The sequence below is a fragment of the Pseudomonas sp. B21-012 genome (assembly GCF_024749305.1).
Taxonomy (GTDB): domain Bacteria; phylum Pseudomonadota; class Gammaproteobacteria; order Pseudomonadales; family Pseudomonadaceae; genus Aquipseudomonas.
Genome location: NZ_CP087197.1, coordinates 5,419,664 through 5,434,616 on the forward strand (window position 1 = coordinate 5,419,664; position 14,953 = coordinate 5,434,616).

12 protein-coding genes and 1 tRNA gene are annotated in these 14,953 nt (G+C 62.1%); 10 read left to right on the forward strand and 3 right to left on the reverse strand.

Annotation, left to right across the window (positions count from 1 at the left end):
* The 3 genes from rpoD (at position 1) to LOY37_RS24965 (ending at position 5,813) form a co-directional block, all read left to right on the forward strand.
* A complete protein-coding gene (gene rpoD / locus LOY37_RS24955; protein WP_045199259.1) occupies positions 1-1,851 on the forward strand; it encodes an RNA polymerase sigma factor RpoD in 1,851 nt (616 codons plus the stop codon).
* Positions 1,852-1,979: 128 nt separating this feature from the next.
* Positions 1,980-5,723, forward strand: coding sequence for an EAL domain-containing protein (locus tag LOY37_RS24960; protein ID WP_258715936.1), 3,744 nt, complete (start codon positions 1,980-1,982; stop codon positions 5,721-5,723).
* A 13-nt stretch (positions 5,724-5,736) separates the two neighbouring features.
* Positions 5,737-5,813: transfer RNA gene (locus LOY37_RS24965), tRNA-Ile, on the forward strand.
* 217 nt (positions 5,814-6,030) lie between these two features.
* Here the strand turns inward: LOY37_RS24965 and LOY37_RS24970 are convergent.
* From LOY37_RS24970 to LOY37_RS24980, 3 genes are all read right to left on the reverse strand, one after another.
* The gene (locus LOY37_RS24970; protein WP_258715937.1) at positions 6,031-6,453 is read right to left on the reverse strand and encodes a type II toxin-antitoxin system HicB family antitoxin; all 423 of its coding nucleotides are present in this window, start codon (positions 6,451-6,453) and stop codon (positions 6,031-6,033) included.
* Positions 6,454-6,521: 68 nt separating this feature from the next.
* A complete protein-coding gene (locus LOY37_RS24975; protein ID WP_258717225.1) occupies positions 6,522-6,695 on the reverse strand; it encodes a type II toxin-antitoxin system HicA family toxin in 174 nt (57 codons plus the stop codon).
* 67 nt (positions 6,696-6,762) lie between these two features.
* Positions 6,763-7,551 carry a helix-turn-helix domain-containing protein gene (locus LOY37_RS24980; protein ID WP_258715938.1) on the reverse strand — a complete coding sequence of 263 codons (789 nt, stop codon included), beginning with the start codon at positions 7,549-7,551 and terminating at the stop codon, positions 6,763-6,765.
* Positions 7,552-7,644: 93 nt separating this feature from the next.
* On the opposite strand from LOY37_RS24980, the gene panB reads away from it, so the two are divergent.
* The 7 genes from panB (at position 7,645) to pqqF (ending at position 14,819) form a co-directional block, all read left to right on the forward strand.
* Positions 7,645-8,463, forward strand: a complete 819-nt coding sequence (gene panB / locus LOY37_RS24985; protein ID WP_258715939.1) for a 3-methyl-2-oxobutanoate hydroxymethyltransferase — start codon at positions 7,645-7,647, stop codon at positions 8,461-8,463.
* A gap of 92 nt (positions 8,464-8,555) precedes the next feature.
* The gene (locus LOY37_RS24990) at positions 8,556-9,017 is read left to right on the forward strand and encodes an Lrp/AsnC family transcriptional regulator (protein ID WP_038998420.1); all 462 of its coding nucleotides are present in this window, start codon (positions 8,556-8,558) and stop codon (positions 9,015-9,017) included.
* Between the two features lie 118 nt (positions 9,018-9,135).
* Positions 9,136-9,474, forward strand: a complete 339-nt coding sequence (locus LOY37_RS24995; protein ID WP_258715940.1) for a toxin — start codon at positions 9,136-9,138, stop codon at positions 9,472-9,474.
* Position 9,475: 1 nt separating this feature from the next.
* The gene (locus tag LOY37_RS25000; protein WP_258608324.1) at positions 9,476-9,790 is read left to right on the forward strand and encodes a DNA-binding transcriptional regulator; all 315 of its coding nucleotides are present in this window, start codon (positions 9,476-9,478) and stop codon (positions 9,788-9,790) included.
* 160 nt (positions 9,791-9,950) lie between these two features.
* Positions 9,951-11,633, forward strand: coding sequence for an NAD(P)/FAD-dependent oxidoreductase (locus LOY37_RS25005; protein ID WP_045199243.1), 1,683 nt, complete (start codon positions 9,951-9,953; stop codon positions 11,631-11,633).
* A 13-nt stretch (positions 11,634-11,646) separates the two neighbouring features.
* A complete protein-coding gene (locus LOY37_RS25010) occupies positions 11,647-12,444 on the forward strand; it encodes a carbon-nitrogen hydrolase family protein (RefSeq protein ID WP_093378922.1) in 798 nt (265 codons plus the stop codon).
* A 38-nt stretch (positions 12,445-12,482) separates the two neighbouring features.
* Complete coding sequence (pqqF, locus tag LOY37_RS25015) at positions 12,483-14,819, forward strand: pyrroloquinoline quinone biosynthesis protein PqqF (RefSeq protein ID WP_258715941.1); 2,337 nt, start codon at positions 12,483-12,485, stop codon at positions 14,817-14,819.
* Positions 14,820-14,953: the final 134 nt, after the last annotated feature.

Below are 14,953 nucleotides of genomic sequence, written 5' to 3' on the forward strand. Positions count from 1 at the left end.
ATGTCCGGAAAAGCGCAACAGCAGTCTCGCATCAAAGAGTTGATCACCCGCGGTCGTGAGCAGGGCTACCTGACTTACGCGGAGGTCAACGACCACCTGCCAGAGGATATTTCAGATCCGGAGCAGGTGGAAGACATCATCCGCATGATCAACGACATGGGGATCAACGTATTCGAGAGTGCTCCGGATGCGGATGCCCTTTTGTTGGCCGAAGCCGACACCGACGAAGCCGCAGCTGAAGAAGCCGCCGCAGCGTTGGCGGCTGTGGAAACCGATATTGGTCGCACGACTGACCCGGTGCGCATGTACATGCGTGAAATGGGTACCGTCGAGCTTCTGACCCGCGAAGGCGAAATCGAAATCGCCAAGCGGATCGAAGAAGGTATTCGTGAAGTCATGGGTGCTATCGCCCACTTCCCGGGTACTGTCGAGCACATTCTCTCCGAGTACGATCGCGTCACCACCGAAGGTGGCCGCCTGTCCGACGTTCTCAGCGGTTACATCGACCCGGACGACGGCATCGCGCCGCCGGCCGAAGTGCCGCCGCCGATCGACCCGAAAGCCCCGGCCAAGGCCGATGCTGACGACGACGAGGAAGAGAAAGAGGAAAGCAGCGACGAAGAGGAAGAAGTCGAAAGCGGTCCGGATCCGGTCGTCGCGCAACAGCGCTTCGGTGCCGTCCAGGATCAGCTCAACGCTACCCTCAAGGTACTGAAGAAGAACGGCCGCAGCCACAAGGACAGCCTCAAGGCGATGCTTGATCTGGCCGAGCTGTTCATGCCGATCAAGCTGGTACCAAAGCAGTTCGAAGCCCTGGTTGAGCGCGTTCGTAGCGCCCTGGACCGCCTGCGTCAGCAAGAACGCGCCATCATGCAACTGTGCGTCCGTGACGCACGCATGCCACGTGCCGACTTCCTGCGCCTGTTCCCGAGCAACGAAATCGACCAGACCTGGGCCAGCGACCTGGCCAAGCGCAGCACCAAATGGGCTGCCGCCCTGGGTGAGAAAAGCGACGCCATCGTGGCCTGCCAGCAGAAGCTGATCGACCTCGAAAGCGAAACCGGCCTGACCATCGCCGAGATCAAGGACATCAACCGTCGCATGTCGATCGGTGAAGCCAAGGCTCGTCGCGCCAAGAAAGAAATGGTCGAGGCCAACCTGCGTCTGGTTATCTCGATCGCCAAGAAGTACACCAACCGCGGCCTGCAGTTCCTCGACCTGATCCAGGAAGGCAACATCGGCCTGATGAAGGCGGTGGACAAGTTCGAATACCGTCGTGGTTACAAGTTCTCGACCTATGCCACCTGGTGGATTCGCCAGGCGATCACCCGTTCGATCGCCGACCAGGCCCGCACCATCCGTATTCCGGTGCACATGATCGAGACGATCAACAAGCTCAACCGTATTTCCCGGCAGATGTTGCAGGAAATGGGTCGCGAACCGACCCCGGAAGAGCTGGGTGAGCGCATGGAAATGCCTGAGGACAAGATCCGCAAGGTATTGAAGATCGCCAAAGAGCCAATCTCCATGGAAACCCCGATCGGTGACGACGAAGATTCGCACCTGGGTGACTTCATCGAAGACTCGACCATGCAGTCGCCAATCGATGTGGCCACGGTCGAAAGCCTCAAGGAAGCGACCCGTGACGTGCTCTCCGGTCTGACCGCACGCGAAGCCAAGGTGCTGCGCATGCGTTTCGGTATCGACATGAACACCGATCACACCCTCGAAGAGGTCGGCAAACAATTCGACGTGACCCGCGAGCGGATCCGTCAGATTGAAGCCAAGGCGCTGCGCAAGCTGCGCCATCCGACGCGAAGCGAGCATCTGCGCTCCTTCCTCGACGAGTGATGACAAACCCCGGCCCAGGCCGGGGTTTTTCTTTTCCGGCGAACGGCGCTTTTCAGCCTTTGCCCACTACCCCGCCGCTGAAATGCCCGTCTACACTCGAATCAATCCACCTGTGTGACGAGGCCGTTATGCCCCGAATGCCGGCCCTTCTGTTGGCTCTCCTGCTCGTCTGGAGTGCAACTGCCGGCGCCTTGACCCTGACTGAGGAAGAACAAGCCTGGCTCAGCGCACACCCGCAGCTGCGCCTGGGCGTCGATGCATCCTGGCCACCTTTTGAATACCGGGACCAGGACGGTCGCTACCAGGGATTGGCCGCCGACTACATTGCCCTTATCCAGGACCGCCTGGACGTGCAGTTCAAGCCGATCGAGCCGATCAGCTGGACTGCCGTACTCGAGCAGGCCCGGCAGAACAAGCTCGACCTGCTGCCCGGTATCATGTCGACCCCAGAGCGCCAGAGCTTTCTGGCCTTCACCCGCCCGTACCTGGATTTTCCGATCGTCATCCTCGCCCATGATGGCGGGCCGCAACCACGGACCATCAAGGACCTCTACGGCCTGAAGATCGCCGTGGTGGAAAACTACGCGCCCCACGAGCTGTTGCGCACCCACCACCCGGACCTCAACCTGGTGGCCCTGCCCAATGTCAGCTCGGCGCTGCAGGCCCTGGCCACCGATGAAGTGGACGCCGTGGTGGGCGACCTTGCCTCGAGCATCTGGAGCCTGCGTCAGCTCAAGCTCGAAGGCCTGTACGTCAGCGGCGAAACGCCCTACCGCTATCAGCTGGCCATGGCAGTGCCACGGGAACAGAAGATCCTCGTCGGCATTCTCGACAAGGTCATGGCCGACATGAGCCCCGGCGAAATCAGCAATATCCAGGAGCGCTGGGTCGGCAAAGTGCTTGACCACCGCACGCTGTGGTACGACCTGCTGATCTACGGCCTGCCCGCCCTGCTGCTGATGATCGCCATCCTTGCTGCGGTGATCCGCGTCAACCGCCGCCTGAGCTCGGAGATTTCCCGGCGCATCGCCCTTGAGCAAGAACTGCGCAGCAGCGAATACCACTACCGCGGCCTGGTCGAAAGCCTTTCGGCCATTGCCTGGGAAGCCGACGCCAACGACTTCACCTACAGCTACGTCTCGCCCCATGCCGAAGACCTGCTCGGCTACCCGTTGAACCAGTGGCTGCGCCCGGGCTTCTGGCACAGCATCATCCACCCCGACGACGCCCTCTGGGCCCAGGCCTATTGCGACAGCGAAACCGCCGCCGGCCGCGATCACAGCCTTGATTACCGCGTAATCCGCGCCGACGGCCGCAGCCTGTGGGTGCGCGATATCGTCAGCCTCATCGAACACGGGCACAAACCAGTGATGCGCGGGCTGATGATCGACATCAGCGAAACCAAGAACGCCGAAGAAGCCCTGCGCCTGTCGGAGCAGAAGTTCGCCTCGGTGTTTCAGCAGTGCCCGGATATCCTGGTGATCGCCCGGATGAGCGACGGCTGCCTGCTGGAAGTCAACGAGGCCTTTGAAGAACAGATCGGCCTGAGCCCGGCGCAAGTGCTGGGCCGCACCGCCACCGAGCTGAACATCTGGGGCATCGACGGCGTTGGCCCGGACCTGCTCAAGCGCTTGCAGGCAGGCAGCATCCGCAACCTGGAAATGCTCTTCCGGCGCAGCAACGGCCAGCTGTTCACCGGCCTGACTTCCGCCGAGACCTTCCAGCTCGACAGCACGCCGGCGCTGGTAGTGGCAGTACGCGACATCAGCCAGCTGAAAGAAACCCAGGAGCAGCTGCAGACCTCCGAAGAGAAGTTCGCCAAGGCCTTCCACGCCTCCCCCGACGGCCTGTTGCTGTCGCGCCAGAGTGACGGTTTGCTGATCGAAGTAAACGAAGGCTTCTGCCGCCTGACCGGCTACGACACCCACATGTCGCTGGACCACACCTCGCTGGACCTGGGTATCTGGGTCGACCTCAACGAGCGCCGGCGGCTGCTGGACATGCTCCAGCGCGACGGCTTCGTGCGTGATTTCAGCTGCCATATCCGCCGCAGCGACGGCCAGATCCGCCTCTGCGAACTGTCAGCCAGGCCGCTGCCGATTGCCGGGGTCGATTGCATGCTGACCATCGCCCGCGACATCACCGAGCGCCATCTGATGCAGGAAAAACTGCAACTGGCCGCCACCGTATTCGAGAACACCGCCGAAGGCGTGTTGATCACCGACATCGACCAGCGCATCAGTGCGGTCAACCGCGCCTTCAGCGAAATCACCGGCTACAGCGAGTTTGAAGCGCTGGGTCAGACCCCACGGCTGCTCGCCTCCGGCCAGCACGATAGCGCCTTCTATGTGGCCATGTGGCACCAACTGACGGCCGAGGGCCATTGGCAGGGCGAAATCCACAACCGGCGCAAGAACGGCGAGGTTTACCCCAGTTGGCTGACCATCAGCGCGGTGCGCAACAGCGAGCGCGCCATCACCCACTTTGTCGCGGTGTTCGCCGATATCTCCAGCCTCAAGCACGCCCAGGCCAAGCTCGATTACCAGGCCCATCACGACCCGCTGACCGGCCTGCCCAATCGCACCCTGTTCGAAAGCCGCCTGCAGGCCGCGCTCAACTGTTCCCAGGCCTCCAAGCGCCAGGGCGCGGTGCTGTTTCTCGATCTCGATCGCTTCAAGCACATCAACGACAGCCTCGGCCATCCGGTCGGCGACCTGTTGCTTAAAGGCATCGCCCAGCGGCTCAAGGAACAGGTGCGCGACATCGATACCGTCGCACGCCTGGGCGGCGACGAGTTCATCATCCTCCTGCCCGGCCTGCACCAGCCCAGTGATGCCGAGCACATCGCGCACAAACTGCTGGCCTGCTTCGGCGCACCGTTCCAGGCTGGCGAACATGAGTTCTTCACCAGCGCCAGCATCGGCACCAGCCTTTATCCACAGGACGGCACCGACGTCGCCTCGCTGATCCGCAACGCCGACGCCGCCATGTACCGCTCCAAGGCCAAGGGGCGCAACCGGGTCGAGTCCTACACCCGCGACCTCACCGCCCAGGCCAGCGAGCGCATCGCTCTGGAGCACGAACTGCGCCGGGCCATCGAGCGCAATGAACTGAGCCTGTGCTACCAGCCCAAGTTCAGCCTCAAGACCCAGAGCCTGGTCGGCGCCGAAGCGCTGATCCGCTGGACCAACCCGACGTTCGGCGACGTCCCGCCGGAGCACTTCATTGCACTGGCCGAAGAGAACGGCATGATCCTGCAACTGGGCGACTGGGTACTGGAACAAGCCTGCCGGCAAATGCAGGTCTGGAAGCATAACTACCTGGCGTTCGGCCCGTTGTCGGTCAACCTCGCCGGCGCTCAGTTGCGCCAGCCAAGCCTGGTCAAACGCATCGAACAACTGCTCAAGACCCACCAGCTCAAGGCCGGCGACCTGCAGTTGGAAATCACCGAGAACTTCATCATGAGCCAGGCCGAAGAAGCCCTGGCCATCCTCCATCAACTCAAGCACCTGGGCGTGCAACTGGCGATCGACGACTTCGGCACCGGCTACTCGTCGCTGAGCTACCTCAAGCGCCTGCCGCTGGATATCCTCAAGATCGACCAGTCGTTCATCCGCGGCCTGCCCGACGACCCCCACGACGCGGCCATTGCCCGCGCCATCATTGCCCTGGGCCGCAGCATGCAACTGACCATCATCGCCGAAGGGGTGGAAAGCCAGGCTCAGCAGCAGTTCCTCGCTGCCGAAGGCTGCGAGCAGATCCAGGGCTACATCGTCAGCCTGCCGCTGCCGCCCGAAGAATTTGCCGCGAGTTTCCTTCGCATAGCACTTTCAGATCTTTCGGATAGCACAGCCCGGAAACCCTCGTTATAATCCGCGTCCACTGGGGCCTATAGCTCAGTTGGTTAGAGCAGGGGACTCATAATCCCTTGGTCGCAGGTTCGAGTCCTGCTGGGCCCACCAAATAAAAAACCGCGCATGGCGCGGTTTTTGTCTTTTCCAGCCACTCTCGATTCACAAACTTCGGCGTTCCAACGTCCACAAACTGTCCACATCAACGCCCACCATGGTCGGCCACTTTCGCCAATGCAGGGGCCCAGACTGGCGTACTGGAGGACAGTTCAAACCACTTACGCTTGAGCCAGCAACAACAAAACCGCCAGTCCGGCGGGTCTGTTACTCATGTTCTTACGTTGGGGGACGTTTCTTGCAGTACGCGCAACGCTGCTGACGCCAGGAACCCCGAACGGCTTTTCTGTTCTGGGTGATTCTTCACATAGTTGTCGATGCGTTGCAGCAGAAACTCCGGCAGAGATGCATTGAACCGTACCGACTTACCCAAGTATGGGGTCACGTCGAAATCAACGACCGCCCACACACCACCCGCATAATCGGGATTGCCCATATGAGCATCAATAGCCTGGCCCTGAGGCAATGGCTCTTCATCGGTGACCAGTGATTCGAAATGCAGGGCCAGCGCCTCCTGGACGTTGTCCAATGCTTCCTCGACGGTCTCGCCTGCAGAGAAGCAGCCCGCGACGTCCGGTACCGTTACGCCATAGTCAGATTCAGGGTCTTTGTGGATGACCACTGGAAACTTCATTCATTGCTCCTTGAGCAGAGACGAGAGCCCCTCGGGCGACCGTCCCCGGTCTAGCTGAGTTACCGGCCTCACTTGAGGCCGGCGGTCTTCAGTATGTTGTTCAGGGTTCCTTTTGGAATATCGCTCTTGGGGTGGGGCACTGTGACCCTGCCGGATTTGGTTGGATGCTTGAACTGGTGGTGACTGCCCTTCGCTCCGACATCATACACACCATACACACTTATTGGTTTTCCAGGGCGCACTGACCAGAGTTGCAACTAAAATTGCTAAGAACGAAAAAATCCTCATGAAAACTCACTGTGCCCGCTGTCAGTTGCGCAATTCTGCCGCCCACAAGCCCGGGGTCTTGCCGTAGTGGCGCTGGAACAAGGCGATGAACGCCGACACCGAGTCGTAGCCCAGCTCATTGGCCAGCGCCGTGACGCTCATGCCTTGCGCCAGCAACGGCAAGGCCGCCAACAGGCGCAAGCGTTGGCGCCATTCCCTGAACGACAACTGCGTCTGGGCCTGGAACAACCGCACCAGGGTGCGCCGCGAAGCCCCCACCTGCTGCGCCCAGTCTTCAATGCTGCGGTTGTCGGCCGGGTTGGCCTGCAAGGCTTCGCTGATTCGGCGCAGGCGCGGATCACTGGGCAGCGGCAGGCCGAACGGCGCTTCGGGCAGTTCGCGCAACTCATCGACCAGCACCTGCAACAGCCGCGCCTGGGCGCCTTGGGCAGGGTATTGCGGTGCAAAGCTGTTGGCCTTGGCGATCAGCTCGCGTACCAGCGGCGTGACTTGCACCACACCGCAAGGACGCTGGTAGCCATTGAGCAGCGAGTCATCCAGGTACAGCCCGCGAAACTCGATGGTCTGGTCGCTGTAGGCGGTGTGCTCGACCCCCGCCGGTATCCACAACGCACATTGCGGCGGCAGCAGGTAGCTGTGCTGCTCGGTGACCACTTGCATGATCCCGGCGCTGGCGTAGGTGAACTGCACCCAGGGGTGTCTGTGCAATTGCACGCGATGGCCGGCCGGAATGGCAAACATGCGCCGGTAAACCGGCCCCGGCAGTTGCTGGAAGTCCGGCAACGGCGGTACTTCACTGCTTTGTCTCATTGGCGGCAATGCCTGTCTCCTTTGCTCAAGTGAGCCGACGAAGGCCGATGGTAGCCTGCGCCCCGCTTCGTTGAACAACCCAAGGAGAGACCGATGAGCAGCCATGTGCGTGAAAACCGTTTGAGCGTGCCCGCCATCCAGCAACGCAAGGGCGCTGGCAACCTGGTGGTGCTGACCGCCTACAGCATGCCGATGGCGCGTTGGGTAGATGCCGAAGCCGACGTGATTATCGTCGGCGACTCGGTGGGCATGGTGCTATATGGCCTGCCCAGCACTTTGGGAGTCAGCCTGGAGATGATGATTGCCCATGGCCAGGCAGTGATGCGCGGCTCCCAGCGCGCTTGCGTGGTCATCGACCTGCCCTTTGGCAGCTATCAGGCTTCACCCGAACAGGCCTTCCTCAGCGCCGCCCGGCTGCTGCGCGAGACAGGTGCCCAGGGCGTCAAGCTTGAGGGCGGTGAAGAGCTGGCCGAGACCGTGGAATTCCTCACCCGCCGTGGGATTCCGGTCATGGCCCATGTCGGCCTGATGCCGCAACAGGTCAACTGCCTGGGAGGTTTCAAGGCCCAGGGCCGCGACGACCAGGGCGCCGCCAAAGTGCGCCAGGACGCCCTGGCCATGCAGGCCGCCGGTGCCTTTTCGGTGGTGCTCGAAGGCATCGCCGAACCCCTGGCACGCCGCGTGAGCGAAGAGCTGACAATCCCCACCATCGGCATCGGCGCTTCGCCTGCCTGTGATGGCCAGGTGCTGGTCACCGAGGACCTGCTGGGCTTGTTCGGTGAATACCTACCGCGCTTCGTCAAACGCTTTGCCGACCTTCAGCCGCAGATTGCCCAGGCATTGGCCGCCTATGCCCGGGAAGTACGCGACGGCAGCTTCCCCCAGGCCGAGCACTGCTTCAAGGCGCGCTGAGCACAGACGCCTTGCCCCAGGGTGAGGGCAATGGATAGGCTATCGCGCTTATTCCATGAGCCGCGCAAAGCGGCTCTTGCCAGAGAGTGCCCATGTCCGACAGCCGCCCCGTCGCCCTCGACGAAATCGATCGCCAGCTGATCTCGCTGCTGCAGATCAACGCCCGTGAAAGCGTCGCCACGCTCGCCCGGCAACTGGGTATCGCGCGCACCACGGTAACTTCGCGCCTGGCCCGTCTGGAAAAGACCAAGGTCATCAGCGGCTACGGCGTGCGCCTGGGTCAGCGCCTGATCGATGGTGGCCTGCAGGCCTATGTCGGGATCAAGGTACAACCGCGTTCGGGCAAGGACGTGGTGCGGCGCCTGAGCGCCATGGGCCAGGTGCAACAGTTGTGCGCGGTCAGCGGCGAATTCGACTACGTCGCCTGGCTGCGCAGCGACTCGCCCGAGCAACTGGACCAGTTGCTCGACCAGATCGGCAGCGTTGAAGGCGTGGAAAAAACCACCACCTCGATCATCCTCAGCAGCAAGGTGGATCGCGGGCAGCCGGTTTGACACACCAGGCAATCATCCCCCCGGATGCATAGCGGCGGCACGTATAGGCTGGTTACAGGCCCGTCGCTTGACGGCAAGGCTTGATAATCACAAACTATACGCAGGTAACGTACAAAGCATGGACGCACTTTTCGTCGAACTACCGGCCTTTGCGCGCTATCGCAGTGACTACCTGGATGACGAGGCGATGAGGGCCTTGCAGCTCGTATTGCTGCTCAATCCTCAGGCCGGCTCAGTCATCCAGGGGACCGGGGGCTTGCGCAAAGTTCGCTTTGCTGATGATCAGCGGCACAAGGGCAAGCGCGGTGGAATCCGAGTCATCTATTACTGGTGGAGCAACGGCCAACAGTTCTGGCTGTTCACCTTGTACGGCAAGGATCAACTGGACGACCTGAGCCCTGCGCAACGCCATTCGCTCAAACAGATGCTCGATCTGCAAATCGAAGCGAGGAGATAAAATGAAACGCGATGTTTTTTCCGAACTGAACGAAGGCTTCGATGCCCTTGCCCAGGAGCGTCAGGGCAAACTGACCCTGCGCTCGCATAAAGTACAGCTCGCCGAGTTGATGGACGTCTCGGCCGAAGAGCTTGTGGCTATTCGCGAACGCTTGAACATGTCTCGCGCGGTATTTGCCATGTACCTGCGCACCAATGCCCGCACCCTGGAAAACTGGGAACAGGGCCGGGCCCGCCCCAATGCCCAGGCAATGACGCTGATTCGCCTGGTAGAAAAATTCCCTGAAACCGTGGAGCACCTGGCTGCGCTGGCCTGACTCGTCATTTAGTCAATCAGTATCGTCAAAATGACTTACATAAAATCATAACGACGACACTCTGCATCTTAATTACGTAATCCCCGCCCCCTAAAATGACCGCCAGTGTTTTTTCTATACTCAAGCTCCGCACCCCGCGCAGCGCCTGGCAAGGTCACTTATGAACAAGAACAATCGTCACCCCGCCGACGGCAAGAAACCCATCACCATTTTCGGCCCGGATTTTCCTTTTGCCTTTGACGACTGGATCGAGCACCCGGCCGGCCTGGGTAGCATCCCGGCGGCGCGCCATGGAGAGGAAGTGGCGATTGTCGGTGCCGGTATCGCCGGGCTGGTGGCGGCCTACGAGTTGATGAAGCTGGGCCTCAAGCCTGTGGTCTACGAAGCTTCGAAAATGGGTGGGCGCCTGCGCTCGCAAGCCTTCGAAGGCAGTGACGGGATCATCGCCGAGCTGGGTGGCATGCGCTTTCCGGTGTCGTCGACGGCGTTCTACCACTATGTCGACAAGCTCGGCCTTGAAACCAAGCCCTTCCCCAACCCGCTGACCCCGGCCTCGGGCAGCACAGTGATCGACCTCGAAGGCCAGACCCACTACGCGGAAAAACTCTCCGATTTGCCCAAGTTGTTCCAGGAGGTTGCCGACGCCTGGGCCGATGCCCTGGAAGACGGCGCCCGCTTCGGCGACATCCAGCAAGCCATCCGCGACCGCGATGTGCCGCGCCTCAAGGAGCTGTGGAACACCCTGGTACCGCTGTGGGACGACCGCACCTTCTACGACTTCGTCGCCACCTCAAAAGCCTTCGCCAAGCTCAGCTTCCTGCACCGCGAGGTGTTCGGCCAGGTCGGTTTCGGCACCGGTGGCTGGGACTCGGACTTCCCCAACTCGATGCTGGAAATCTTCCGCGTGGTGATGACCAACTGCGACGATCACCAGCACCTGGTAGTTGGCGGCGTCGAGCAGGTGCCGCTGGGCATCTGGCGCCACGTGCCGGAGCGTTGCGCGCACTGGCCGGCCGGCACCAGCCTCAGCTCGCTACACCGCGGCGCGCCACGTGCCGGGGTGAAAAGCATTGCCCGCGACAGCGACGGGCGCCTGGCGGTAACCGACACCTGGGGCGACACCCGCCACTACGCCGCGGTGCTGACCACCTGCCAGAGCTGGCTGCTGACCACCCAGATCGAGTGCGAAGAATCGCTGTTCTCGCAGAAGATGTGGATGGCCCTGGACCGCACCCGCTACATGCAGTCGTCGAAGACCTTCGTCATGGTCGACCGGCCGTTCTGGAAGGACAAGGATCCAGATACCGGCCGCGACCTGATGAGCATGACCCTGACCGACCGCCTGACCCGCGGCACCTACCTGTTCGACAACGGCGACGACAAGCCGGGGGTGATCTGCCTGTCGTACTCGTGGATGAGCGATGCGCTGAAAATGCTCCCGCACCCAGTGGAAAAGCGCGTCAAGCTGGCCCTCGATGCGCTGAAGAAGATCTACCCGAAAGTCGATATCGCCGGGCACATCATCGGCGACCCGATCACCGTGTCGTGGGAAGCCGACCCGCACTTCCTCGGCGCCTTCAAGGGCGCCCTGCCCGGCCATTACCGCTACAACCAGCGCATGTACGCGCACTTCATGCAGCAGGACATGCCGGCCGAGCAGCGCGGTATCTTCATTGCCGGTGACGATGTGTCGTGGACCCCGGCCTGGGTCGAAGGCGCGGTGCAAACGTCGCTCAATGCAGTGTGGGGTATCATCAATCACTTCGGTGGCCAGACCCACCCGGACAACCCAGGCCCGGGCGACGTGTTCAATGAAATCGGCCCGATCGCCCTGGCCGACTGACGGGAGAATCGCCATGCGCATCGCCCTGTTCCAAGGCGAACCGCAACCGCTGGACCTGTCCGGCAACCTCGAGCGCCTGCACCAGCAGGCGCAACTGGCCGCTGCCCGCGGCGCCGAACTGCTGGTATGCCCGGAGATGTTCCTCAGCGGCTACAACATCGGCAGCGAAGCCGTCGCGCGCCTGGCCGAAGCCGAAGACGGCCCCTCGGCCATGGCCGTGGTGGAGATCGCCCAGAGCAACCGCATCGCCATTGCCTACGGCTACCCGGAACTGGCCGAGGACGGGCAGATCTTCAACAGCGTGCAGTTGATCGACGCCCACGGCAGCAGCCTGTGCAACTACCGCAAGACCCACCTGTTCGGTGGCCTCGACCGGGCGATGTTCAGCCCGGGGCCCGATCACTTTCCGGTGGTCGAGCTCAACGGCTGGCGCCTGGGCTTTTTGATCTGCTACGACATCGAGTTCCCGGAAAACGCCCGGCGCCTGGCCCTGGCCGGTGCCGAACTGATCCTGGTGCCGACGGCGAACATGGTGCCCTTCGACTTCATTGCCCAGGTCACCGTGCGCGCCCGCGCCTACGAGAACCAGTGCTACCTGGCGTACGCCAACTACTGCGGCAGCGAAGGCGAAATCCACTACTGCGGGCAGAGCAGCATCGTCGGCCCGGATGGCAGCATCCTGGCCATGGCCGGTCGTGACAGCGCGCTGCTGAGCGCCGACCTCGACCTGCAGCGAGTGCAGCAAGGGCGGGCCAACAACCCTTACCTGCACGACCTGCGCCCCGAGCTCTACAGCACGCCGCGGCAATAATCCGCTAGCATGACGGTTCGCCTGTACCCGGAGTCGTCATGCCCAGCGCCCTGCACAACCTGACCCTCGCCAATGGCCTGCAGGTCACCCTGCGCCATGCACCGCAGCTAAAACGCTGCGCGGCGGCTGTGCGGGTAGCGGCCGGCAGCCATGACGCGCCACCGGCGTGGCCGGGGCTGGCACACTTTCTCGAGCATCTGTTCTTCCTCGGCAATCAACGCTTCGCCCTGGACGACGGCCTGATGCGCTATGTGCAGCACCACGGCGGGCAGGTCAACGCCAGCACCCGTGAACGCAGCACCGAGTTCTTTTTCGAAGTACCGCCCGCAGCTTTTGCCGGGGGGCTTGAGCGACTGTGCCAGATGCTCGCACAGCCGCAGTTCGACCTTGAGCGGCAAGTGCGCGAACGGGAAGTGATCCATGCCGAGTTCATTGCCTGGTCGCGCAATCCACAAGCGCAGCACCAGTTTGCCTTGCTTCAGGCTGCGGGCAGCGAACATCCGCTGAGCGCGTTCCAGGCTGGTAACCGCTACAGCCTGCAGGTTCAAAATCCGGCGTTCCAGGCGGCGTTGCGCGGCTTTCACCAGCGCTTCTACCAGGCCGGGCAAATCACCTTGAGCCTGAGCGGGCCACAAAGCCTCGACGAACTGCAGGCGTTGGCGAATCGCTTCGGCCAGGTGTTCAGTCGCGGGGCAAAAGTGCAGCAATCGCTACCACCGAGCTTCTATAGCCGGGCTGCGCTGTTGATGCACAACGAACGGCAACTGGATGTGCTGTACCCGTGCGAGCAACTCCCCACAGGTTTTGAGCAGGCAGTCGATTTTCTCGCTACCTGGCTGAGCGACATCCGGCCCGGCGGCTTGCCGGCGACCTTGCGCGAGCGGGGCTGGCTGGCGCACTTCGCGTTTTCCTCGCTGTACAGCTTTGCCGGCCAGACGCTGCTGCATGCGGGCTTCAAGCTCAACGACACGGCTGATGCCACGCAGGTCCAGGCGCTGTTGACTGACTGGCTGGTGTTTTTCCGCACGGCGGACCTGAGCAGCATCAATCAGGAATACGCCCGCTTGCAGCGTTGTCGCGAACTTGCCGCCAGCGCGCTGGAGCTGGCACGCCAGGACAGCACCGGGCAACGCTTCCACGCGCTGGACGCGCAAGGCTTGGCTGCGCTTGAGCAATTGCTCGAAACAATGCTCGCCGGCCAGGTTAAAACGCCTACCCACGCCTGGCAGTTGCCCGCTGCAAATCCGTTGCTGAGCGTGAAGGCGCAGCCCCTCTCGGTCAGCGCCGTTCCCGAAGGCCTGACTGTCTCTCCCCTGCTACCGCCGTCGCGCGAGCATGGTGTGGTCTACCTGCGCTGGCAGCTCACCTCAGCCTTGCGTGGGCGCCTGTGGCAGGTACTTGATCGGGCGCTGCAAGCGCTGCGTGAACAGGCCGCGCAGGCTGGGGTGCAAGTGCAATTGAGCGCCTGCGACAAATACTGGCAGTTGCGCTGCGCCGGCAATGGCACCGTGGTGGGCGCAGTGATTGAACAGGCATTGGCCATCCTGCGGCAGCCGCCCAGCCAGAGCTGGACAACTGGCGCTGCCGAGCAGCCCGATACCATGCCGATCCGCGCGCTGCTCAGGCAGTTGCCGGAGCAACTACTAGGCCGCCGCGTCGACGAGCCCTTGCCGGCCTGCATAATCAGCCAGAGCGATCTGGATGCGTTGTGGGAGCATTCAACCTGGACTGGACTTTCGACCGGCTTCAGTGCCAGCCAGCAATCGCTGCTGAACCAGGCCCTAAGCGCAATGCCAGGGTGCGCTGGCAGGCATCTGCCGACCACAATCGAACCTGTGCGGCGCTGGCAAACGCTACCGCCAGCGGCCAGTGAACAGGCCTTGCTGCTGTTCTGCCCGATCGAGGACCAAGCCGCAGGCCGGCTGTTTGCCCAGCAGCTACAAGGGCCTTTCTATCAGCGCCTGCGGGTCGAACTGAACCTGGGCTACGCGGTATTCAGCGCCTTCCGACAGATCGAGGGCTGCAACGGCCTGCTGCTTGGCGTGCAGTCGCCATCGGCCAGCCATACCGAGATCATCGGGCACATCCAGGCATTGCTCGATAACCTGCCCGTCACACTGAGCTGCAACCCTGCAGATAAACAGGCCCTCGCCGCCCAGTTCGACGAAGCGACGATGACCAACAACGAGGTGGCCGAATGGGCCTGGCAGGCGCATCTGGCCGGCCATCGCCAGCCGCAGTTGAGCGATCTGCAAGCGGCGATCCTGGCGCTCGAAACGCCGCAACTGCAGCACCTGGCCCGCCAGGTAAGCCAGGCCGAACACGGCTGGCTGTGCCTGGCCAACGGCCCGGTGCCCAGCGAAAACTGGCACTGATGCAGGCGATTCTTACCGTCCCGGTAATGGCGTTTATCTTAGATTTAACCATTCGGTTCGTATTTTTTTAGTAAGATAGCGCAATCTTGGCTATGGAACCCCTCACCTGGAGGGTGGACTAAATAAGTAGCTGA

Excerpts from the sequence above, each read along its gene's own strand:
- rpoD (WP_045199259.1), top strand. The coding sequence starts at position 1 with ATGTCCGGAAAAGCGCAACAGCAGTCTCGCATCAAAGAGTTGATCACC.
- LOY37_RS24960 (WP_258715936.1), top strand. The coding sequence starts at position 1,980 with ATGCCCCGAATGCCGGCCCTTCTGTTGGCTCTCCTGCTCGTCTGGAGT.
- LOY37_RS24970 (WP_258715937.1), bottom strand. The coding sequence starts at position 6,453 with ATGAAGTTTCCAGTGGTCATCCACAAAGACCCTGAATCTGACTATGGC.
- LOY37_RS24980 (WP_258715938.1), bottom strand. The coding sequence starts at position 7,551 with ATGAGACAAAGCAGTGAAGTACCGCCGTTGCCGGACTTCCAGCAACTG.
- panB (WP_258715939.1), top strand. The coding sequence starts at position 7,645 with ATGAGCAGCCATGTGCGTGAAAACCGTTTGAGCGTGCCCGCCATCCAG.
- LOY37_RS24990 (WP_038998420.1), top strand. The coding sequence starts at position 8,556 with ATGTCCGACAGCCGCCCCGTCGCCCTCGACGAAATCGATCGCCAGCTG.
- LOY37_RS24995 (WP_258715940.1), top strand. The coding sequence starts at position 9,136 with ATGGACGCACTTTTCGTCGAACTACCGGCCTTTGCGCGCTATCGCAGT.
- LOY37_RS25000 (WP_258608324.1), top strand. The coding sequence starts at position 9,476 with ATGAAACGCGATGTTTTTTCCGAACTGAACGAAGGCTTCGATGCCCTT.
- LOY37_RS25005 (WP_045199243.1), top strand. The coding sequence starts at position 9,951 with ATGAACAAGAACAATCGTCACCCCGCCGACGGCAAGAAACCCATCACC.
- LOY37_RS25010 (WP_093378922.1), top strand. The coding sequence starts at position 11,647 with ATGCGCATCGCCCTGTTCCAAGGCGAACCGCAACCGCTGGACCTGTCC.
- pqqF (WP_258715941.1), top strand. The coding sequence starts at position 12,483 with ATGCCCAGCGCCCTGCACAACCTGACCCTCGCCAATGGCCTGCAGGTC.